This window comes from Methanoculleus sp. (assembly GCF_030019085.1).
Classification (GTDB): domain Archaea; phylum Halobacteriota; class Methanomicrobia; order Methanomicrobiales; family Methanoculleaceae; genus Methanoculleus.
The window spans coordinates 1-20,966 of record NZ_JASEFJ010000019.1 but is presented as its reverse complement, the minus strand read 5'-3'; the positions used below and the strand labels follow the sequence as shown (position 1 = coordinate 20,966).

Sequence of the window (20,966 nt, the reverse complement as noted above, 5' to 3'; positions counted from 1 at the left end):
ATAGATATGCGCCGATGCAGTGTAGCGGGGATGTTCTATCCTGCTGAGCCGAGGCATCTGGACCAGCTGCTGGAGGTATTCTTCAGGAACAAAAATCCAGATATCTCAGCCTATGGTATAGTCTCCCCCCACGCAGGTTACATATACTCAGGGGAGACCGCGGCCTGTGCTTTCTCTACCATACAACCTGATTTTGACGGTACATTCGTCGTTATAGGCCCGAGTCATCATGGATACATGACCTGTGCCTCTGCCATACCCTGGGAGACGCCTCTCGGCGTCATCAATGTCGATACAGAGTTTATCGACGCACTTGATCTCAGGATAGATGAGATCTCGCACCGGGGCGAGCATTCCCTTGAGGTGCAGATGCCATTCCTCAAGTACCGGTTCCCGAGAGCAAGGATCGCGCCCATACTCATGGGAGACCAGGGTTACGAGGCTGCGATGAGTCTCGCAGAGCACCTGCTCGACGCGATCGGCTACACCGGACGGGAGGTGCGGATCGTTGCTTCAAGTGACTTCTCTCATTACGTCCCGGAGACGGTGGCAAGGCACCAGGACCTCCATGTGATCGAGGCGCTCAAAACCCTTGATATACCGGAGTTCTACCGGCGGATCGTGGCGACCGGGGCAACCATATGTGGCTACGGCCCGATCGCGACGATGTGCACCGTCTGCAGGCATCTCGGTGGAAGCAAGGGGTTGCTTCTTCGGTATACGACCAGCGGCGATGTAACGGAGGATTACAATCAGGTAGTGGGGTATGCAGCGATAGCGGTGGTGTAATTTGGCAACCTGGAGCGCGCCGGGCAAGGTCTTCCTGTTCGGCGAGCATGCGGTGGTCTACGGGAAGCCGGGGATCGCCATGGCGATCAAACCCCGTGTCTTCGTCACGGTGAGGAGGTCCCGGAACCCGACGCGGCCAAAGTCGCCATACATCAACGAGTGTTTCAGGGTGATGGGCGTCCAGGGCAGCGTCTATGTCCGCTCACAACTCCAGAGTTCGTCAGGGCTGGGGTCATCGGCCGCTGTGACGGTGGCGACGCTCTCTGCCATCAACGACGAGTTCGACCTCGGACACCCACGTGAGTATATAGCCGAGACCGCGTTTGCCATCGAGAAGAGGGTGCAGAAGGGCCGGGCAAGCCCAACCGACACTTATGTCTCGGCAAACGGAGGGATGGTCCTGATCACCGGGGGTTCCAAGCGTAGACTGCCCCCGGAGAACCTCCACCTTGTTGTGGGAAACACCATGGTGCCCCACAGCACCGCAAAGATGGTGGAGCAGGTTGCGAACCTGAGGCAGCACCATCCCACAATCGCAAACCCGATACTGGACGCAATCGGGGAACTGACGCTTGCCGCCATCCACGAGATGAGCAACCCGAAGGAACTCGGGCAGTACATGGATATGAACCATGCACTCCTGGAGGCGCTCGGTGTGGGACACCCGGCGAGCAGCCGACTTGTCCTGGCGGCAAGGGCAAGTGGTGCCTACGGCGCAAAGATCACCGGAGCAGGCGGCGGTGGGTCGATCGTCGCCCTCTGCCCCAGGCGTGCAAAGAACCGGGTTGCCGGAGCGATCGAGGCCTGCGAGGGAAGGGCTATCATCACAACGATAGACACCGACGGTGCGAGAAAAGAGAAGCATGACTGAGAGAGTGGTACTGAAACTTGGCGGGAGCGTTATCACCGATAAGTCCGGGGGTTGCACCATCGATCACGCCAGGTTGCGCGAGATTGTGGGAGTGCTCGCTGCACACCGGGAGGTTGCGCTTGTCCTGGTCCACGGTGCGGGCTCATGCGGCCACCCGGAGGCCCGGCGCTACCGGATCGATGAGGGCCTCAACCGGGATAACCTGCCCGGGGTCTACCACACCCACGCTGCGGTCTCGCGGTTGAACGCCGCGGTTGTCGACGCCCTGCGGGAAGCGGGGATCGAGGCGATCGGCATCCACCCCCTCTGTCTGGCACTTGCAGAGGACGGTCGTCTTGTCTCGTTTGAGACCCGCCACATCGCCGGCATGACAGATCACGGTATTGTGCCCGTGCTGCACGGCGACGTGGTGATGGACAGCAGGCGTGGTTCGTGCATCGTATCCGGAGACCAGATGGTGGCAAGACTCGCCATCGCCCTCGGGTGCAGACGCGTTGGGCTTGCAACCGATGTTGCCGGCGTGCTCAGCGATGGATCAGTTCTCCCCCGCATAGACCGCGAGGCCCTGGGTTCGCTCGATATAGGCGGCTCGGCAAAGGTCGATGTGACCGGGGGGATGCGGGGCAAGATCGCCGAACTCCTGACACTGGCCGATGCAGGTATCGACTCGCACATATTCCATGTCTCGCAGATCGGCCGGTTCCTGGACGGCGCTGACCATGGCGGGACAACGATAACCAGGAAGGAGTGAAGAATGAGAAGAGATACCCCAACATCCTCACGGAAACGCGACCACCTGGAGATATGCTATGAGAAGCCCGTCGAGGCTGGCGATGCGGGTTTCGAGGATGTGCGGCTGGTTCATAACGCCATCCCCGAGTGCGACATGGATGCGATCGAGCTAAAAACACGGTTTCTCGACGCAACAGTCGACTCCCCCCTCTTCATTGCAGCGATGACCGGAGGACACCCTGACACCCTGGAGGTGAACCGACGGCTGGCACGTGCCGCCGAACGGTATAACCTGGGTATGGGTGTCGGTTCTCAGCGAGCGGCACTGGAAAACCCGGAACTGGAAGGGAGTTTCACAGTCGTGCGGGAGGAAGCGCCCCACGCGTTCCTCTGTGCAAACCTCGGGATCATTCAGCTGCGCGACCACGGCATCGAGTGGGCGGAAAGAGCAGTTGAGATGATCGATGCGCAGGCGATCGCGATCCACGTCAACCTGCTCCAGGAAGCCATCCAGCCAGAAGGCGATCACAGCGCGGTTGGATGCCTGGAGGCGTTGCGAAACCTCTGCGAAGAGTTCCCACGCCCGGTCATCGTGAAGGAGACGGGTTCCGGCATATCGGCAGGAACGGCAAGGAAGATCTTTGGGGCCGGAGCAAGCGCGATCGATATCGGCGGGTATGGAGGTACGTCATGGGCAAAGATCGAACGCCTTCGGGCAACCGCCCACGAACTCGCCGAACTCGGGGAGGCGTTCGTCTCCTGGGGTATACCAACGGTGGTAAGCCTCTGTGAGGTGCGGACGACAGGAGGCCCGATCATAGCGACGGGAGGTTTACGTTCGGGGATCGATATTGCGAAAGCCCTTGCTCTCGGGGCGGACCTCGGAGGTATGGCACTGCCCCTCCTGAAACCGGCCATGGAGAGCGAAGAAGCCCTCTCTGCAACCATCGAGGGGATACACCGCCACCTTCGCGTGGCGATGTTCCTGACTGGCTCCCGAAATATAGCGGATCTCCGGCAAACCAGAACGTATATTACCGGCCTGACCAGGCAGATGATTGAATCAAGCGACAAAACGAAAGAACCCTATAAGGAGGCTACATGGATATTGAGATCATAGCAGTTGGCGGGTTTAACGAAGTCGGCAGGAATATGACCGCCGTCCGCTGCGGAAAAGAGATTGTCATCTTTGATATGGGGCTGCGCCTCGACCAGGTGATGATCCACGAGGATGCTGATATCGAGAATATGCATTCCCTGGACCTCATCGAGATGAAGGCCATCCCCGATGACACAGTCATGAACACGGTCGAAGGGAGCGTAAAGGCGATCGTCTGTTCGCACGGGCACCTGGACCACATCGGTGCGGTACCAAAACTGGCACACCGCTACAACGCCCCGATAATCAGCACGCCCTATACGACGGAACTCATAAGGCAACAGATCGCCGGGGAACAGAAGTTCGGCGTGAACAACAAACTATTCGCCCTGAAAGCCGGGCAACGCTACACCATCTCCCCGCATCTGACGCTCGAGTTCGTGCGAAGCCAGCACTCGATCATCGATACGGTCATCCCCGTCCTGCATACGCCGCAGGGCGCGATCATCTACGCAAACGATTTCAAACTGGACCGGACACCGGTGCTGGGGGAGCCGCCAGACTTTGCAAGGCTACGGCAGATCGGGAAGGAGGGAGTTCTCGCCCTCATCACTGAGAGCGTCAACATCGCCGATAAGGGACGCTGCCCGAGCGAAAAGATCGCAAGGGACCTCGTACGGGACACGATCACGAGTTACGAGGACGACAAGAGCGCGCTCATCGTTTCGACCTTCTCCTCGCACATCTCCCGTATCAAGACCATCGCCGAGTGTGCCCACGAGATCGGCAGGAAACCGGTTCTCCTCGGGCGTTCGATGGAACGCTATGCCACGGCGGCCGAACAGTTAAAACTGGTCGGGTTCCCCGAATCCCTCTCGATATTCGGCAACCGGCGGACGGTCGACAGGACGCTTCGACGGATCATGAAGACCGGAAAGGATAAGTTCGTCCCGATCGTCACCGGTCACCAGGGTGAGACAGGCGCCATCCTGACAAGGATGGTTATGGGCGATACCCCGTTTAATCTGGAGAAGGGGGACAAGATCCTCTTCTCGGCGAAGGTGATCCCGAACCCCATGAACCGGGGCCAGCGCTACCTGATCGAGGCCCGCGCCGGGATGGCGGGGGTGCGGATCTTTGACGAACTCCACGTCTCGGGCCACGCTTACCGCGAGGATCACTACGAGTTCCTCCACCTCCTCAACCCCCAGCACATCATCCCGTCACACGGCGATATAGACATGACCGGCGAGTATGCAAGTTTCGCGGAGGAGGTCGGCTACACGCTTGGAAACGACCTCCACGTCCTCCGGAACGGGCAGAATTTCCTTATAAAGTAGGAGAATGCAGATGATGAAACTTGAAGAATACCTGGAGATGAACGCCGATCGGATCGACCGGATGCTCCACCGCTACTTCGGGAACGTCCATGGCGACCTCTTCCAGGCGAGTGCCCACCTGCTGCTCGCAGGCGGAAAACGGCTTCGTCCGGCGGTCACCCTGCTCGCTGCGGACGCCATCAGGAGGGGGTCGTCGGATGACCTGATCCTGGCGGCGCTCTCACTCGAACTGACCCACAACTTCACCCTCATCCATGACGACATCATGGACGGTGATACCGCCCGCCGCGGTGTTCGGACGGTGCATACCCTCTGGGACGAACCGACGGCGATCCTTGCGGGGGATGTGCTCTACGCAAAGGCCTTCGAGTTCATCTGTCTTGCGGAGGGTGCGGATGCCGCCAAGATCCGGGCGGTGAAGATGCTTGCCAGGACCTGTGCTGAGATCTGCGAGGGGCAGAGCATGGATATGGAGTTTGAGAGGCGGGAGGATGTCTCTGAACTCGAGTACCTGGAAATGGTCAGTAAGAAGACCGGCGCCCTTTATGGAGCGGCCGCTGCAATCGGAGGGCTCCTTGCGGGTGCAACCCCGGTTCAGACCGATGCACTCTACCAATTCGGTATAAACAGCGGTATCGCATTCCAGATCCAGGACGACCTGATCGATCTCCTTGCAAACACGGAGACGAGCGGAAAAGACCGGGCATCGGACATCAGGGAGGGAAAGCAGACCCTGATCGCCATCCGGGCGCGCGAGAAGGGGATCGACCTTGCCCCATACCGGAGACCGCTATCAAGCGCTGAGATTGAGGACGTGATCGCCCTCCTCCAGGATGCAGGTGTCATCGAGGAGGTCCGGGCGGTAGCCCTGCAGCGGGCGGGGGTCGCAAAACAGGCGCTCTCGGTCATCCCGGACTCGGAAGAGAGACGGTTGCTCGGCGAAATCGCCGATTTCTTTGTTAACAGGGGTAACTGATACCATGACGGAGGCCGATATTGAGCACCTGCTCTTTCTCTACGCGCTGCAGAACGCGGTGAAGCACGAGAGCCCCCCAAAGACAGGGACGGTGATCGGGGCGTTGCTCGGGAGGCACCCGGAGTTCCGGGGCAATGCGCGGGATATAGGGCAGATCGCCTCAAAGGTGGTTGCAGAGGTGACAGGGATGAGTGCATCGGAACGCAGGACGAGGCTTGAAGAACTCGCGCCTGAACTCCTGGCCGAACTCGGTGAGGAGCATGAACACACCCACGAACTCCAGCCGCTCGAGGCTGCGGAGAACGGGGTGGTGATGCGGTTTGCGCCGAACCCGAGCGGGCCGCTGCACCTTGGACATGCCCGCGCATCCATCTTAAACGACTACTACCTCAGGCGGTATGGGGGACGATACATCCTGCGTGTCGAGGATACAGACCCGAGGAGGGTCGATCCCGCGGCATACGAGATGGTGCTTGAGGACGTTGAGTGGCTGGGGCTCGGGATCACCGATATCGTCTACCAGAGCGATCGGCTCGATATATACTACGATTGGTGCAGGAAACTTATCGAGATCGGTGGCGCCTATGTCTGCACCTGCGAGCCCGAACGTTTCCGCGAACTCAAACTCCAGGAGAGGGAATGTCCCTGCCGTGACCGGGGGATTGAGGAGAACCTGGAGCTCTGGCAGAAGATGCTTGATGGAGAGTTCTACGAGGGTGGTGCAACCGTCCGGGTGAAGACCGATCTCAGCCACCCTGACCCGGCGATGCGGGACTACTCAGCGATGCGGATTGTGAACTCTCCCATCCACCCGAGAGTGGAAGCAACGGTATTTCCGCTGATGAACTTCTCTGTCGCGGTGGATGACCACCTCCTCGGGATAACCCACGTGATCCGCGGGAAAGACCATATAGCAAACACCCAGCGACAGCACTACATCTTCGGTTACTTCGGGTGGAGACCGCCGATGTACTACCACTATGGCCGGATGAGTATCTCGGGTGTCGTACTCTCGACATCCGCAATGCGCGAGGGGATCCGGAACGGGACATACACCGGCTGGGACGATATACATCTCGGGACACTGCGGGCGATCGCGCGCCGGGGGATCGAGTCTGAAGCCGTCAGGAACGCCATGATCGATATCGGGATGGGGGAGACCGATATATCGTTCTCCTGGGAGAACCTGTATGCCCGGAACAGGGAGATCGTCGATCCGAAGGCGAACCGCTACTTCTTTGTGCCCGATCCTGTTGAGGTCAGCATCGAGGGTGCGCCACGCCGAGAGGCGCACGCGCTCCTGCACCCGGGCGACCCTGGAAGGGGCGTGCGCACCCTTATCTCCGATGGCAGGGTGTTCCTGCCGCGGAGGGATCTCGAGGGGCAATGCATGGTCAGACTAAAAGACCTCTATAACGTCAGGATCGAGCGGGAAGGGGAGAAACTGAGGGTATCCTACGCCGGTGACTCGCTCGATGAGGCCCGGAAGGCAAAAGCGCCGATCATCCAGTGGGTCCCGGTTGACGCAAACCTGCCCTGCACCCTCCTGCGGCAGGAGGGGGACCTGGAAGGGTTCTGCGAGCCTTCTGTCGCCAACGAGGTGGGGAGAGTCGTCCAGTTCGAGAGGGTCGGGTTTGCCCGGATCGACTCGGTTAAGGCCGGCAGGGTGAACGCCTACTTCGCGCACCGGTGAGGCGAAGATCACTAAACCCCCACACAAAGAACCTTTTTTGAGAAGACCGGCCGGCGTAACTCATTAATAACAAAATGTTGAAGATCACATACAGCGGCTGCACCATGAAACGAAACACGTTCTACCTATTGATCGGTATCGTTGCGCTCGTTGAGGTCGGCATATTCTGGCTCTCGGTGAGGCTTGAGGCCCCTCTACTGATCCAGATTGCCTTCATCCTTGGCGTTATCCTGCTTTATCTGGCACGGCGGGGGGTTGAGGAGACGATTGAGGACGAACGGACGGTAATGATCACTCAGAAGGCAGCGCTACGGACGCTGGAGGTCTCGTGGGTGATCTTTTTTGTCCTCAGCCTGGGAAGCGCGGTCATCGCGTTCTCAAGGCCGCTGGGACTGCGACCCCCGCGCCCGGGGCCCCAGGAGATGTTTCCAACTGAAGCGCTTGAACTCCCTGTTTTCGGCGGTTTTGCCATCATTCAGATGACTTTGCTCTGTCTGATGATCTTTTTATACGTCGGGTTCCGGGTCTACTACGCCCGCAAGTATGGAGAATGGGATACCGATGAAGAACAGGATTAAGGTCTACCGGGCGATGCATGACCTGACCCAGGAAGCGCTCGCAAATGCGGTTGGTGTCACCCGACAGACCATCCTCGCCATCGAGAAGGGGAAGTACGACCCTTCCCTCGAACTGGCCTTTAAGATCGCGCGATACTTCGGGGCATCGATCGAGGAAGTCTTCCTCTACGACGAACCGACAGAAGATCTCTGACCCGGCAAAAAAGGCGCAATTAAGCGTAGAAACCCCTGTTAAGGGGTCCAGATTCCCGGTGAGGAAAGGGGAGTCATCCTGTTTTTAGGGGGCTCAGACCTGGAGAGAGCAGTAACATTTTAATAACAAAATGTACAATATACTATACGTGGCGGGGTGAGACCACAGGTATGGGCACCTGGCCCCCCGCCCAACCGGAAAGGAGGTGGACGACCAGGAAGAGACCGGATCCGACCGGGGGTAGCATAGCACCCTCCCGTGAAGACCGGCGACGACAACGACAGACTGATGATGCGGTTCACACGGAATACGGCGATACGTAATTTCCGCCGCAACCATCTCCGGGACGATAAAAAAGCAGAATGAGGTCTTCCCGGAGAAGAGTGTGCTGAAACGCTGGCCGGCGGCAACCACCACATCAAAATACCGGCAGAAAATCGGCAGCACACAAGATTCCCGTCACCGCTCTCCGATGGCAACGACGAGGATTCCTGTCGGGCGGCAGCAGGACCAACATCCCTGTGGAGTAAAGGGACCTGTCATGCTATACCACCATGGGCAGACTTGCAAACCTGCTGCCCGCCCTCCAACCCACCTCCTCCGTCCTTTCGGGGCGTTATGCGAGTAAGACCCCCTGGCGAACCCGCGCGGGACGCTCCGTGCGCCCGGGATATGGATCCCGATTGAAGCACCTGTTTTCTCTGTGCCCTGGATTCCTGGCACGCTGTTAACAAACCCACAACCCAGGATAACGTTACTATTAGTAAAACATATATAACAATATGTTAAATGCTCTTAACAAAAACAGGGTCGCCCCCTACCCCTGTATCAGGGTGAAAGGGCGGCGACTTACGCAAAGAAACTCTTGGCGAGTGAAAGAACCATGACTACAGCCAGAATGATACCGGGGCAGGATCGATGAAGCGCAATCTCTGCATCCTGCTCCTCCTCTCACTGCTCGTGGGTGTTGCAGCGGCCGAGACCTCATCAGCGGAACAGATCGCAGTCACCAGTGTCGCACTTGACCCCGGGACCCTCATGCGCGGGGATACGGGGACGGTGACGGTCGAGATACAGAACACCGGGGATAGTGGTGTCGCCATCAGCAGGGCGGAGCTCTACTCAAGGGGAGTTGTCGTTGTAAACGACAGGACATACGACTCAGTGGGCACCCTTGGGCCCGGGAATACCATCTCGTTTACGTTTACCGTGCGGGCGGATACTGAGGACGGGATCTACTATCCGCTCTTCTACCTTGACCTCCGGGACGGCGGGAGCGTCCGCTACTCCATTCCGGTGACGATTGAGAGCACCGCGATCCAGGTCAACGTGATCGACGCTCCGGAGACATTCCCCGCAAACAGTGAGGACACCATCGTCCTCTCGGTCGGGAACCCCCGCGGGACCAGCGTGAGCGGTGTTACCATAACCCCGTCCGGGGAAGGCGTCAGGACAACCGAGACGGCCGTCTTCCTGGGGGCTCTTGCACCGGATGAAGAGAAGACCGCCACGTTCAGTGTCGTGGCGTCACAGTCGACCGAACTCACCTTCGACCTCTCCTACCGGAACGGGATCAACGAGCACCACACCACCCTGACCATACCCATAGAGATCGGTGACCGTGTGGTTGAACCGGACATGGTGGTCAACAACATCGAGATTACGCAGAGCGGCAGCACCATCACCCTGACCGGAGACGTGACCAACGCCGGGCTCAAAGACGCCTATGCCGTCAAGGTCACCGTCGATGATCCGGCGACCGCGACCGACCCCTACCCGGTCTACGTTGTCGGTGGACTTGAGCCCGATGACTTCTCGAGTTTTGAGGTGACGTGCACCGTGCCGCAGGGCACATCCTCCATCCCGCTCTTCGTCCAGTACAGGGATGAGGATGGCAAGACCTACAGCACAACCGTGACCGTCTCCCTCTCGAGTTCAGGGCTGACGCTGCAGTCTGGCACGGGTAGCGAGAACCCTGGTGGCATGAGCGGCGCCCCCGGTAGAGGGGGTATGGGCATGACCGGGTCGTTTGGCAGTGGATTTGAAAAGATGCCGGTCACTGAGATCGTGCTCGTGGTCGTTGTGATCGCGGCCGGTATCGTGGTGTGGCGGAAGGGATACGTCGGCAAGATCCGTGCCCGGTTCCGCAGGTGATCCCGGGGTAAAAGCATGAGTGGTCCGGTTATCGAACTGAAAGGTGTCAAAAAGGTCTACAACCTCCCTTCGGGCGATGTAACGGCGCTAAACGGGGTGGACCTCAGGATCGATGAGGGGGAGTTCGTCGCCATCATGGGGCCGTCGGGGTCCGGAAAGTCAACCCTTCTTAACCAGATCGGCTGTCTGGACCGCCCGACGTCAGGTGACCTCTTCCTTGCTGGAAAGAACACCAGGGAGATGAATGACCACGACCTGACCTACCTCCGGTTGACCTCCATAGGCTACATCTTCCAGAAGTTCAACCTCATCCCCCTTCTCTCCGCTTACGAGAACGTCGAGTACCCCTACATCATGAAGAACCGCAAACCCGACGATACGGGGAGGGTGCAGCACCTCCTCTCCAGGGTCGGGATCGATGAGGCGCTATCGGCGCATAAACCGGGCGAACTCTCCGGTGGGCAACAACAGCGGGTCGCGATCGCCCGGGCGCTCGTCAACGACCCGGCGATCCTTCTCTGCGACGAACCTACGGGGAACCTGGACTCGCAGACGAGTATCCAGATCATGGAGATCCTCTCAGACCTCAACCAGAGAGGCCGGACGATCGTGATGGTGACCCATAACCCGGAGACCGCCGCATACGCCGACCGAATAATCACGATACGGGACGGAAAGATCGTATGATAACAAAGGACATCATCCTCACACTCGCAGCAAGGAACGTCCGGCTCCACTTTATGCGGTCGGTGCTTGCCGCTCTCGGCATCGTCATCGGTGTCGTTGCTATCGCCTCGATCGGGATGGTGGGAACGAACATGACGCTCTCGGTCACTGAAGAACTCTCCGATATGGCAAACAAACTCACCGTCACCCCCTACCGTGGTGGTGGCGGTATGATGGGAGGAGGGCCTGGCGGCGGGGGAGATCAGGACGATGAGGACGTGATAACCGAGGACGAGTTCCGTGATATCGAGCGCATAGTCGCGAAGTACGGGACCGCCTACACCCTGATGTCAGAATCAGATCAGATCGAGGTGGGGTCGGAGACCGGACGGGCAACCATCTACGGGCTCGACCCGGATATCATCCGTGAGATCCTGATTGTCGAGACGGGGGAGTATCCAAAGAGCACGTCCTCGGTGGTCGTGGGGCCGACGCTTGCCGAGCGGCTTGACCTCAAGGTAGGGAGCAAGATTAAGATAGGCGACCCTGATGAGGGGGCAACCACGACCGTCCGGGTTGTCGGCATCCTGGAAGAGCGGGGGATGTCGATGGATCTCTCCACGGATATGGCCATTATCGGGTCGGAGAAACTCTTCACCGGGATCTACGGGGGGGAGGGTGAGTATGACCAGGTCAACATAGTGGTTGATGATATCAACAACGTTGATGCTGTCAAGACCGCGATCGAAGACGAACTCAACCGCAAGGAGGATACGGTCACCGTCCAGGACAGCAGCCGTATGATGGAGAGCATTACATCGACACTCTCCACGATGACAACGTTCGTGATGGCGATCGCGGGGATCTCACTCCTTGTGGCAGCGGTCTCGATCTTCAACGTCATGATGATGTCGGTGAATGAACGGGTGCGTGAGATCGGTATCCTGAGGGCGATTGGAACCCAGCGGGGCGAGGTCCTGCGGATGTTCGTCTACGAGGCCGGGATCCTGGGTATTGTCGGCGCGGTCATCGGTTCAATTGCAAGCCTTGCCATCGGCTATGTCGTCGTCTTCGGGATGGTCGGCACCGCCGATTACTTCTTCGCGATGGATAGCCTCATCTACGTCCCTATGGCGATGGCCATAGGCGCCGGGATCTGTCTGATCACAGGGGCCTACCCCGCATGGCAGGCATCAAAACTCGACCCGATCGAGGCATTGCGGGCTGAATAATGTGTAGATAGAAGAAAAACCACCTTCGCCAGAAGCAGGGTCGTAGAATGCAGGTCTGGAGGTAGAAGAAATATGATGACAAAAACAATTGATCGGTACATGTGCAGTCGCTATGCTCGTCGCTCTTGCAGCTGCATGCGGGTGCACCGGCACGAGCGAAGAATCGCAGGCTGCAGGCCAGTCGCAGGAAGACATGGCAACACCGCAGGTGAACGGAACTGCCCCGGAACAGGGTGAACGACCGCAGATGGACTTCGCGTCGGCTGCGGCCACGCTCGGGGTCACAGAAGAGGGACTCAGGACGGCGCTCGGCGAACCCGGTCAGGGACGGAACTCCTTCGCTGATGCGGCAGCAGAGCTCAACGTCTCCGAAGAGGCGCTTCTCGCGGTTCATGGGGTGGCAGATGGCGGAATGCCCGGCGGCGTGGAGAACGGTGTTCCCCCCCCGAGTCTCGATAGAAGATGAGTATCAGGAACGCGCGGGTATTTGGTGATAGAGAACACCGATGTGGCGGAGAGCCCGACAGCAGGGCGGATGCCTTTGACCACGCTCTTTCCGGGCTGTACCCCGCACCCGGCGTCGGTAGAGAGGGGGCGGCCATTAGTGGTCGACCCCCGGAGTCCGGTATGGCCTGGCCGCTAGCAGGTCCACCGGATCAACGATGCCGCCGCTTCGTCGTACCGGCACATCGCCCCCGGGTACCCGACCTCTGCTCTGCCGGCCGAGGACGTGTTCTGGGTCCAGCGTGAGAGCCCGATCACAGCAGGCAAAGGCACGTTTCGTGTTCTCCAGGGCAGGCGAGAACATCTCCCATCCTCTGGCCGGCCTTCTCGTCTTCGGGCGAGCACCTTATCAAAACAGGCGAGCGTCTCGCCGCAGTGACCGGCTTTGATGAGAACAAGCCAGATTAATCTCCAGAGAATCTGGTCGTCGGGGGAGAGTTCGAGAACTTTATCTTAACAGACGACCGCTCTGTCGTAGTCCCCCGTGCTGCAGAGAGCCTGACCTATGTGCTACCATACTCCGGCACCCCTTTTCCTGTCGCCATAGGACCTCCAGGGGGAGACCAACCCATAAGATCTCGTGACTGCTCCCGCAATTAATAAGACCGGCCAGGAGAAGAGGTATCTGTTATTATGGCAGACAGGATTCTTGTTGCCTACGCCACCCGTTACGGTTCGACTGCTGAGGTGGCGGAGGCGATCGGTGATGAACTCCGTAAGGCCGGTGAAAAGGTCGATCTCCTGCCGGTTAACGAGGTCCGCGACCTTTCTCCTTACAGGGCGGCGGTCATAGGGAGCCCGATCTACATGGGAAGGTGGCTACCGGAAGCCCGGGTCTTTGTCGAACGCTATCAGCATTACCTGCGAACCATCCCTGTCGCCTGCTTTGCCGTTGGGCTCACGGTGGCGAGCGAGAGCGCCGAGAGCCTGAGAAGAGCGGAAGCCTCGATGGACGAGGTAAGGATGCTTGTAAACCCGGTGGAGGTCGGTATCTTCCCGGGAAAACTGGATGCCGGTTGCCTATCCGGTCCTGACCGTGCCATCATCAAACTCATACGGGTAAAGCCAGGAGACTTCCGAAACCTGGATGCTGTCCGTTCCTGGGCGCGGGCGATACTCCCGAAGCTTGCAGCGGCGGCGATGAGATCCGGGAACTCCTGATCTGGGTGGTAAGAATTTACCTTCAGCAGGAAAAATACCGCTGCTGCTGTTTCTACAGGTCGAGGGGATAGTGCCTTAAATATCCCCGGCTACCCCCGCGAGGGGAAGCAGTGATCGGCGATTGGCCCGGAAATCAGTGCCAGGGGGGCGGGAGCGAGACGATCCGGAGAGAAACACTCCCGGAAAGTGTATCGATGGAGTATCGCCTTCCAGGGGAGGGGCGGGACGTCCCACGCCCCTGTCTCAACGTCCCGGGCAGATGCTCTTTTTTCTCGTAGCGTGGAACACCGCCACCCGGAAACTCCCTTTCCTGACAGAGGGTTGAACCCTTACTGGAGAGTTATCCTGGCAGGGGGAAAGATCTTCTCACAGACCATTTTATCCTGCGGCGTGTTATTCGCGTGTTATTCATCTCGTAACCGCCCGATAGAAGGGTATTAAGGCAGATTCTCACCTATAAACAATCTGCAGGTGAACCGGGTGAATAAATACTCTTTCATAGCCAGGATGCCCGACCGGCCCGGGGCGCTGCACCGCGCGGCCGAGATCATCAAGTCATACTCTGGCAACATCATCCGCATCCAGTACGACCGCCGGATCGATCCCGCCACGGTATTCTTCGAAGTGGTTGCAACACCGGAGGGTTATGCCAGGATAAAGGAAGACCTCCACGCCATCGGCTACCTCCAGGAATCGCTGCCGACGCCGGGCTTCCTCAAGTTCTCCGTATACCTCCCGCACGAACCCGGTTCCCTCTTTGACCTCCTCACCTACATCACCGGTGCCGGGGCAAACATCGCCTACATCGACTTTGACGAGCGGCGGTCAGACCCCGGCAGGGTCACCATCAGTTTGAGCGTCGAGGAGAGCGAGATCGTCGATAGCCTGCTCGACCGGTTGAAATCACGCTACCGCCTGGAGATCCTTGAGTACGACACAACCGGCGAGAAACTCGACGACACCGTCTTTTACGTCAGGTTCGCCCAGGCGTTGCGGGGACATATCGGGACGGCGGAGGATGAATTCCTCCTCTCTCTCCTCCAGGACATCAACCACATCGTCCAGGAACTCAACAACCTGGGCCAGGACCCAAAAGAGGTCTTTGATTGCATCCTGCGCACTGGAAAGACGCTTCGTGAAACCACAGGCGACCGGTTCTACGCGGACGTCCAGCGTATCCCGCTTGGCAACGCCGTTGAAATCATCTGTTTCCAGATGCCTGGCGGTGGGAATATATTCCTGCTCAACGCCCCTGAGGAGAGCGTCATGATAGATACCGGTTACGGGATATACCACCAGGACGTCCTCCGGATGTTCCAGCACTACGGGATCGGAGACCCGGGGCGGATCTACATCACCCACGCCGACGCCGACCACTGTGGGGCGGCAGGGTTCTTCGACGCGAAAGCCTTTACCCACCCGTGGTCGGTCGAGATCATCCGGCGCGCGAACCGGGCCTATGGGTCGCGCAGCGAGTCCTCGATCCTGGAGGAGGTCTACACAACGGTCATAAACCTCTTCTCACGCTTCACGCCGCCAGAAAACCCGGAGACCTTCCCGACGGAGAGGCTTGCCAGCCGCTCGATCTTTCCAGTTATAGCGCGGTTTGCCATCCATGACCTGGAGTTTGAGGTCCTCGAATCACTTGGCGGGCACATGCACGGTCAGGTCTACTTCCTCTGCCACACCCACGGGATGATCTTCACCGCAGATACCCTGATCAACTTCGGAAGTCTGGATGACGACCGGAAACGCTACAACTCCCTGGCCGACTTCCTGGTGACATCGGTCAACGTCGATAGCGAACGCGCACGCCAGGAGCGCACAGCACTGCTCAAACTGATCCGGGACCTGGATGAAGAACTTGCCCCGACCGGCCACAGGTGCCTGGTCGCAGGCGGCCACGGCGCGATATCCGTCCTCTCCCCGGAAGGGAGGCTTGAGGCGGTAGGCCCTATTGAGCGTTACCTGCCACGAGAGGCGCGGTAAGACTCACCGTATCCAGGCATCACGCCGCCTGGTGCCACCGCCCTTCTCCGAGGAGGGCGATCACGACGCCCAGAACAACCATGAACCCACCGAGCAGCATCACCAGGGGTTCCAGGCTGACGAGGAGTATGAGCGTCGAGGCTATCCCGAGGATGGGTAACACAGGGAGCGACCCGATGCTCCCGGGTATCCGGAACGGCCGGGGGAGATCCGGCGCACGGTAGCGCAGAAGGATCACGGAGGCGTTGATGACGACGAAAGTCGCAAAGAGCGTGAAGTTCGTGATGTTTGCGACAAAGTCGATCTCACCGGCGAAGAGGAATGCGATGGTGGCGATCGCAACGACGATGGTGGCAATCCAGGGTGTCTGCGTCCGGGGATGAACCCTGGCAAGACGCGGAGGAAGCGAGAAGGAGGATGCCATACCGTATATGATCCTCGAGGATGCCAGCATCATCATGAGAGCGGTGTTTGCTGTGGCAAAGAGCGCTATTACGGAGATCAGGGTGAACGCCGTGGGCCCGAGAGCGACGGCCGCAACCTCGGCAAAGGGCGCCCGTGAGGCAGAGAGTTGTTCCCAGCCGACGACAGAGACCGCTGCAACCGAGACAAGGACGTAGAGGATGGTGGAGATTGCAAGCGCGATCACCAGAGCGAGGGGGATCGTCCGTTCCGGGTTTCTGGTCTCTTCCGAGAGTTTCACCACCTCCTCAAACCCCATGTAGGCAAAGAAGACAAGCGCGGAGGCCTGGAGGAGACCGGGTATCCCGAACGGCATCTCAAGGTAATCCACCCTTCCGATGCAGGGAAGACCGATCAGGATCACCATGACTATCCCGGCGACCTCGATCAGGGTCATGCTGATGGCAATCCCCGCGGTCTCCCTGATCCCGGCGATGAGGATTCCAGTGAGGATCAGGATGATCATGATGGCAGACGGGATGAATGGCAGACCCACGAGGTCGGAGAAGTAACCCGCAAACCCAAGCGCGACGGTTGCAGCACCGAGGATGCCGGAGAAGATTATCAACCAGCCCACAACGAACGCAAGTCTCCTCCCGAACGCCCGGGAGACATACTCGAACTCGGCACTCGCCTTCGGGTAGATCGATGAGAGCTCAGCGTAACTCAGGGCGCTCAGACCGGCAACGGCGGCTGAAAAGAGAAAGGTCAACCAGACGGCGTTGCCGGCCATCCCGGCAGCCTCGCCGAGGAGGGCGTATATACCCGCCCCCAGGATGATCCCGACCCCTGACAGGACGACAGCGGGCAGTCCGAGTTCACGCCGGAGTTCTGTGCCTGGATAAGAAGTCTCACCCTCCCCATTTGCCATACGATATCACTCTCTATGTTGCATTTAAGGTTTACCGGGGGTTCATCAAGCCGATGCCTTCAGACCGTGCCCCGGTTTGATGAAACTCTGCTCCAAACTTGCGTCTTCATTCGGGGAAGAGTCCCTTTTTCAGTTATCGCTGAAACATGATCGGCATCCACTGCCAGGCCTACGGGTGGTCGAAGACTGCTGGCAACCGATTTCGGGGACGAAACTGTTAAATTCACTCTCCCCAATTACCCGGATGGAGGAGAGACAATGCCACAGATCCTTGAACTGATAGAGGACGATCACGATCTGATCAGAGTGCTATTCAACGAGATTGAACACGACCCCAAGAGCAGGGATGTCCGATGCATAACGCTCCACCGCGAACTACTGGCACACCTTATTGCGGAGGAGGCCACCCTTTACCTGCGCCTGAGGGAGGTGGCACCGGAGGAGGTTGAGGTGTCGCTTGATGAGCACGTAACCATACGCGAGAGACTTGAACGTTTCGAGGTGCTTCCAGAGGGAGACGAGGCCTGGATGGAAGCGCTTGCCGATCTCCGCGACTGGGTCGAGGGGCATTTCGCCCAGGAGGAGGATAATATCTTTGCCTGGGCCAGGCATTATCTCAGCAGAAGCGACCTCTTTGCCCTGGGGAGAGTCTTTGAAAAGGAGAAGGAGGCAATAGCGTAAAATGTACAGGAGGAAGGGGCTCATAGAGCGGGTGTGTCAACATATTTATATTTACTTTTGGTGATTGTAAACACCAGATCCATAACTATTATTGTCATCGACTCCAGATAAACCACCGATGAACGTTCTCATCACAAGCGGGAGGACGATTTCCCAGGGAAACGAACTCTACTACAAAGACGGAGAGAACTACTCGGTTGAAACAGGGCGCTGTTTCGTCAACCCGTTCGATCTCCTCGAACTCGATGCTGTGGCGGGAGACTCCCTCCTCCTCTCGACCGAAACAGGGGAGGAGGTCTTCATAGCAACACCCTGCGAGGACGTTGCATCGGGAACAATCTTCATCCCCTGCGGACCGCACGCAAACGCAATCCTGCACGCAACCACGAGGGGGACCGGCGCACCCGACTACAAGTGGATTGAAGGGTCGGCAAGGAGGGTAGACACCCCGCCGAGGTCCGGCTGGGAGATCCTGGTAGAGGAGGGCGGCGCCGTTTTCCCCCTCCCGGAGGTGCACGGCCATGAAGAGACCGGAAATTCTGTAACCGTTCGTGATTGTCGTCTGCCCGCTCTGCGGCTGTCTCTGTGACGACCTTGTCGTCACGGTCGAGGGCGGGGCTGTCACATCGGTCGACAACGCATGTTCGCTCGGCGCAGCAAAGTTCCTCTCGCAGAGCCGGCACAGGAAACCCCTTGTGCGGGACGGCGGGTCATGGAGAGAGGTCTCCTACAGTGAGGCGATCCGGTCAGCTGGGGATATTCTGGCGGACGCCGAACGGCCGTTGCTGTTTGGGTGGAGCGGGACATCCGCAGAGGCGCAGTGTATAGGTATCCACATAGCCGAGGCTATCGGGGGCGTCATAGACAACTGTTCGTCGATCTGCCACGGCCCATCGCTCCTCGGCATCCAGGAGGTGGGGCACCCCGGATGCACGCTCGGCACTGTGAAGAACCGTGCCGATCTTGTGATCTACTGGGGCTCAAACCCGATCGAGTCGCACCCCCGTCACCTCTCCCGCTACACAAAGTTCGTGAATGGAAAGTTCCGGGACGAGGGACACCACGACCGGACGCTCATCGTCGTGGATATCAGGAAGACCGATACCGCAAAGATTGCCGACGAGTTCATACAGATCAAACCCGGTGGGGACTATGCCGTCTTTTCGGCTCTCCTTGCCATTCTCCGGGGGCACGCGGACGTTCTTCCTGCAAGCGTCGCAGGCATCCCGAGGGAGCGGTTGATCTGGCTTGCAGACCTCTGCAGAAACGCTCAATTCGGGTCGCTCTTCACCGGGATAGGTCTGACACAGTCCCCTGGGAGATACAAAAACGTCAGGAGCGCTATACAGTTCATCGACGAACTCAACCGTTACACGAAGTTCACGCTGACGCCGATGAGGGGGCACTGGAACGTTAACGGAACCAACCAAACTTTCTCATACCTTACAGGCTACCCTTACGGGGTCGATCTCTCGCGCGGTATCCCATACTACAACCCCGGCGAGACCACGATCGTCGACTTACTCGGTCGGGGGGAGGTCGATGCGTGCCTGGTCATCGGCGCCGATCCGGGGGCTCACCTCCCCAGGAGATGCAACGAACACCTCGCAAGGATCCCGACCATCGTCATAGACCCATTCGTCTCGCTAACCTCGTCGTTTGCCACCCTCCAGATCCCGGTCGCCTGCGTCGGGATAGACTGTGAGGGGACGGGTTACCGGATGGACTCTGTCCCGATCCGGTTGAGAAAGGTTCTGGACCTGGGCCTCCCGAACGACGAGGAGGTGCTCTCAGCAATGCTTGAGCATATACTGGAGAGGGAGCAGGGCAATAGTGCAACCGTAAAGGAGAGGGCGTCTCCAACGGCAATCGGGGTTCCGGCGAGCAGGTAAACCTGATCAGGTCAACCAATAGCAAAAGTTAAGTTCAAGTAAATAAAGATATAGGTGCGTGCCACAACAGCGGGCACATACTTGAGAGATCCAATCCGACCCAAAAACCTCAACAACATCATCACCAGGCCAGGGATAGGGAGCGCCCGGACATCGTGCCGGATGCACGGGGTGAGGTGTATACCTCCGCTCTGACCCTGGCCGGGTTATGGTCTATCCTGATGCTGGCCCAGTCCCACCAGCGTTGCTGCTCGCGAACCGGTATGATGCAGCAGGCGATCTGGCACATGGTCCGCGAAGAGAACCCAAACATCTACCAGCTTGCCAAACTGCCGTTCGACGAGTTAAAAGAACGCCCCCTCAAGATACGAGGGCTTGAAGCACGTGATTTTGAGGACGCATTTGAAAAGATCAGGTCGCCCATAACCAGGACTGATATTGACCAATACGAAGAATGGAACAGAAACTTCGGCGAGTAAACAAGGGATATACTTTACAAAAACTCCCAGAAAACTCAGAAAAGGATCGCACTGTTACAAAGGAAGGTAATAGCAGCGAAGCGTGCTTCCCGAGGGCTCCCGCACCTCAGTACAACACACTACGTGAGAGGGCTTAACTGCTGGGTTCGGAATGAGTCCAGGTGTTTCCCCTCTGCTATGGCCGCTATTACCATATGGTCAGGACACCCTGACGGATGCCTGACCAGAAGCCAAGGCCCGGATTTGAACCGGGGTGTAGTTGATCTGCAGTCAACCGCGTGGCCGCTCCGCCACCTTGGCAAGCTGTGTTGCCTTACTACGTTGCCTCCAGACCTATTTAAGGTTTTATATCTCAACAGGTCCGGCCGTAAGGCCTTTATGGTGCGTTATTCTGGATTTCGTCTGAGTTCGGCGGACGGCATCGGACGTTAGTACCTGCGGACTGAACATGTCGTTACCTTCATGCTTACATCCCAGGCCTATCAAGCGGGTCTTTTACCCGTGTCCTCAACGGAGTCTCTTTTCAGGTCGGGTTTCAAGCTTAGATGCATTCAGCTTTTATCCCTTATCGCGTAGCTGCTCGGCAATGCCCGGTCGGACAACC

At 58.5% G+C, this 20,966-nt stretch carries 21 protein-coding genes, 1 tRNA gene and 2 rRNA genes; 19 read left to right on the top strand and 5 right to left on the bottom strand.

Features of this window, described 5'->3' with window-relative positions:
* The 13 genes from amrB (at position 1) to QMC91_RS08095 (ending at position 12,789) form a co-directional block, all read left to right on the top strand.
* Positions 1-789, top strand: a complete 789-nt coding sequence (gene amrB / locus QMC91_RS08155; protein ID WP_300237579.1) for an AmmeMemoRadiSam system protein B — start codon at positions 1-3, stop codon at positions 787-789.
* Position 790: 1 nt separating this feature from the next.
* Positions 791-1,660, top strand: a complete 870-nt coding sequence (mvk, locus tag QMC91_RS08150; protein WP_300237542.1) for a mevalonate kinase — start codon at positions 791-793, stop codon at positions 1,658-1,660.
* The gene (locus QMC91_RS08145; protein ID WP_300237540.1) at positions 1,653-2,411 is read left to right on the top strand and encodes an isopentenyl phosphate kinase; all 759 of its coding nucleotides are present in this window, start codon (positions 1,653-1,655) and stop codon (positions 2,409-2,411) included. Before mvk ends, QMC91_RS08145 begins: the two co-directional genes overlap by 8 nt.
* Before the next feature lie 3 nt (positions 2,412-2,414).
* Positions 2,415-3,512, top strand: coding sequence for a type 2 isopentenyl-diphosphate Delta-isomerase (fni, locus tag QMC91_RS08140; protein WP_300237539.1), 1,098 nt, complete (start codon positions 2,415-2,417; stop codon positions 3,510-3,512).
* On the top strand, positions 3,494-4,831 hold the full coding sequence (locus QMC91_RS08135) for an RNase J family beta-CASP ribonuclease (protein ID WP_300237537.1): 1,338 nt from the start codon (positions 3,494-3,496) through the stop codon (positions 4,829-4,831). The genes fni and QMC91_RS08135 overlap by 19 nt, the downstream gene beginning before the upstream one ends.
* A 10-nt stretch (positions 4,832-4,841) precedes the next feature.
* Complete coding sequence (locus QMC91_RS08130; RefSeq protein WP_300237536.1) at positions 4,842-5,807, top strand: polyprenyl synthetase family protein; 966 nt, start codon at positions 4,842-4,844, stop codon at positions 5,805-5,807.
* Positions 5,808-5,811: 4 nt separating this feature from the next.
* A complete protein-coding gene (locus tag QMC91_RS08125; protein WP_300237535.1) occupies positions 5,812-7,500 on the top strand; it encodes a glutamate--tRNA ligase in 1,689 nt (562 codons plus the stop codon).
* 74 nt (positions 7,501-7,574) lie between these two features.
* Positions 7,575-8,078 carry a DUF2178 domain-containing protein gene (locus tag QMC91_RS08120; RefSeq protein ID WP_300237534.1) on the top strand — a complete coding sequence of 168 codons (504 nt, stop codon included), beginning with the start codon at positions 7,575-7,577 and terminating at the stop codon, positions 8,076-8,078.
* A complete protein-coding gene (locus QMC91_RS08115; protein ID WP_300237533.1) occupies positions 8,062-8,271 on the top strand; it encodes a helix-turn-helix transcriptional regulator in 210 nt (69 codons plus the stop codon). The genes QMC91_RS08120 and QMC91_RS08115 overlap by 17 nt, the downstream gene beginning before the upstream one ends.
* A 918-nt stretch (positions 8,272-9,189) precedes the next feature.
* Positions 9,190-10,425, top strand: a complete 1,236-nt coding sequence (locus tag QMC91_RS08110) for a CARDB domain-containing protein (RefSeq protein ID WP_300237532.1) — start codon at positions 9,190-9,192, stop codon at positions 10,423-10,425.
* 15 nt (positions 10,426-10,440) lie between these two features.
* Positions 10,441-11,112 (top strand): ABC transporter ATP-binding protein, encoded by a 672-nt coding sequence (locus QMC91_RS08105; protein ID WP_300237531.1) that lies wholly within the window; start codon positions 10,441-10,443, stop codon positions 11,110-11,112.
* Complete coding sequence (locus tag QMC91_RS08100; RefSeq protein ID WP_300237530.1) at positions 11,109-12,323, top strand: ABC transporter permease; 1,215 nt, start codon at positions 11,109-11,111, stop codon at positions 12,321-12,323. Before QMC91_RS08105 ends, QMC91_RS08100 begins: the two co-directional genes overlap by 4 nt.
* 88 nt (positions 12,324-12,411) lie before the next feature.
* Complete coding sequence (locus QMC91_RS08095) at positions 12,412-12,789, top strand: hypothetical protein (protein WP_300237529.1); 378 nt, start codon at positions 12,412-12,414, stop codon at positions 12,787-12,789.
* Positions 12,790-12,924: 135 nt separating this feature from the next.
* Here the strand turns inward: QMC91_RS08095 and QMC91_RS08090 are convergent, their stop codons facing one another.
* Positions 12,925-13,131: a hypothetical protein gene (locus tag QMC91_RS08090; RefSeq protein ID WP_300237528.1), complete on the bottom strand. Its 207-nt coding sequence runs from the start codon at positions 13,129-13,131 to the stop codon at positions 12,925-12,927.
* 329 nt (positions 13,132-13,460) lie between these two features.
* Here QMC91_RS08090 and QMC91_RS08085 point away from each other — a divergent pair, with 329 nt between their 5' ends.
* A complete protein-coding gene (locus tag QMC91_RS08085) occupies positions 13,461-13,988 on the top strand; it encodes a flavodoxin domain-containing protein (RefSeq protein ID WP_300237527.1) in 528 nt (175 codons plus the stop codon).
* 480 nt (positions 13,989-14,468) lie between these two features.
* Positions 14,469-15,977, top strand: a complete 1,509-nt coding sequence (locus QMC91_RS08080; protein ID WP_300237526.1) for an MBL fold metallo-hydrolase — start codon at positions 14,469-14,471, stop codon at positions 15,975-15,977.
* Positions 15,978-15,996: 19 nt separating this feature from the next.
* On the opposite strand, the gene QMC91_RS08075 is transcribed toward QMC91_RS08080, so the two are convergent.
* Positions 15,997-17,310 carry an amino acid permease gene (locus QMC91_RS08075; protein ID WP_300237525.1) on the bottom strand — a complete coding sequence of 438 codons (1,314 nt, stop codon included), beginning with the start codon at positions 17,308-17,310 and terminating at the stop codon, positions 15,997-15,999.
* A 258-nt stretch (positions 17,311-17,568) separates the two neighbouring features.
* Between QMC91_RS08075 and QMC91_RS08070 the strand changes: the two genes are divergently transcribed.
* The 4 genes from QMC91_RS08070 (at position 17,569) to QMC91_RS08055 (ending at position 20,362) form a co-directional block, all read left to right on the top strand.
* Positions 17,569-17,991 (top strand): hemerythrin domain-containing protein, encoded by a 423-nt coding sequence (locus QMC91_RS08070; RefSeq protein ID WP_300237524.1) that lies wholly within the window; start codon positions 17,569-17,571, stop codon positions 17,989-17,991.
* 118 nt (positions 17,992-18,109) lie between these two features.
* Positions 18,110-18,580 carry a molybdopterin dinucleotide binding domain-containing protein gene (locus tag QMC91_RS08065; RefSeq protein WP_300237523.1) on the top strand — a complete coding sequence of 157 codons (471 nt, stop codon included), beginning with the start codon at positions 18,110-18,112 and terminating at the stop codon, positions 18,578-18,580.
* Complete coding sequence (locus QMC91_RS08060; protein ID WP_300237522.1) at positions 18,543-19,883, top strand: formylmethanofuran dehydrogenase subunit B; 1,341 nt, start codon at positions 18,543-18,545, stop codon at positions 19,881-19,883. The genes QMC91_RS08065 and QMC91_RS08060 overlap by 38 nt, the downstream gene beginning before the upstream one ends.
* Before the next feature lie 221 nt (positions 19,884-20,104).
* A complete protein-coding gene (locus tag QMC91_RS08055; protein WP_300237521.1) occupies positions 20,105-20,362 on the top strand; it encodes a hypothetical protein in 258 nt (85 codons plus the stop codon).
* A 67-nt stretch (positions 20,363-20,429) separates the two neighbouring features.
* Here QMC91_RS08055 and rrf read toward each other — a convergent pair.
* The 3 genes from rrf to QMC91_RS08040 all read right to left on the bottom strand — a co-directional run.
* Positions 20,430-20,551, bottom strand: a 5S ribosomal RNA gene (rrf, locus tag QMC91_RS08050).
* Positions 20,552-20,590: 39 nt separating this feature from the next.
* A tRNA-Cys gene (locus QMC91_RS08045) sits at positions 20,591-20,662 on the bottom strand.
* Between the two features lie 109 nt (positions 20,663-20,771).
* Positions 20,772-20,966: ribosomal RNA gene (locus QMC91_RS08040) — 23S ribosomal RNA — on the bottom strand; the annotation flags it as partial.

What these genes read in the sequence shown, in the direction of transcription:
- QMC91_RS08070 (WP_300237524.1), top strand. Translation starts at nt 17,569, where the DNA reads ATGCCACAGATCCTTGAACTGATAGAGGACGATCACGATCTGATCAGA.
- QMC91_RS08055 (WP_300237521.1), top strand. Translation starts at nt 20,105, where the DNA reads ATGCTGGCCCAGTCCCACCAGCGTTGCTGCTCGCGAACCGGTATGATG.
- QMC91_RS08115 (WP_300237533.1), top strand. Translation starts at nt 8,062, where the DNA reads ATGAAGAACAGGATTAAGGTCTACCGGGCGATGCATGACCTGACCCAG.
- fni (WP_300237539.1), top strand. Translation starts at nt 2,415, where the DNA reads ATGAGAAGAGATACCCCAACATCCTCACGGAAACGCGACCACCTGGAG.
- QMC91_RS08135 (WP_300237537.1), top strand. Translation starts at nt 3,494, where the DNA reads ATGGATATTGAGATCATAGCAGTTGGCGGGTTTAACGAAGTCGGCAGG.
- QMC91_RS08065 (WP_300237523.1), top strand. Translation starts at nt 18,110, where the DNA reads ATGAACGTTCTCATCACAAGCGGGAGGACGATTTCCCAGGGAAACGAA.
- QMC91_RS08085 (WP_300237527.1), top strand. Translation starts at nt 13,461, where the DNA reads ATGGCAGACAGGATTCTTGTTGCCTACGCCACCCGTTACGGTTCGACT.
- QMC91_RS08105 (WP_300237531.1), top strand. Translation starts at nt 10,441, where the DNA reads ATGAGTGGTCCGGTTATCGAACTGAAAGGTGTCAAAAAGGTCTACAAC.
- QMC91_RS08125 (WP_300237535.1), top strand. Translation starts at nt 5,812, where the DNA reads ATGACGGAGGCCGATATTGAGCACCTGCTCTTTCTCTACGCGCTGCAG.
- QMC91_RS08145 (WP_300237540.1), top strand. Translation starts at nt 1,653, where the DNA reads ATGACTGAGAGAGTGGTACTGAAACTTGGCGGGAGCGTTATCACCGAT.
- QMC91_RS08110 (WP_300237532.1), top strand. Translation starts at nt 9,190, where the DNA reads ATGAAGCGCAATCTCTGCATCCTGCTCCTCCTCTCACTGCTCGTGGGT.
- QMC91_RS08090 (WP_300237528.1), bottom strand. Translation starts at nt 13,131, where the DNA reads ATGTTCTCGCCTGCCCTGGAGAACACGAAACGTGCCTTTGCCTGCTGT.
- QMC91_RS08075 (WP_300237525.1), bottom strand. Translation starts at nt 17,310, where the DNA reads ATGGCAAATGGGGAGGGTGAGACTTCTTATCCAGGCACAGAACTCCGG.
- QMC91_RS08120 (WP_300237534.1), top strand. Translation starts at nt 7,575, where the DNA reads ATGTTGAAGATCACATACAGCGGCTGCACCATGAAACGAAACACGTTC.
- QMC91_RS08100 (WP_300237530.1), top strand. Translation starts at nt 11,109, where the DNA reads ATGATAACAAAGGACATCATCCTCACACTCGCAGCAAGGAACGTCCGG.
- QMC91_RS08130 (WP_300237536.1), top strand. Translation starts at nt 4,842, where the DNA reads ATGATGAAACTTGAAGAATACCTGGAGATGAACGCCGATCGGATCGAC.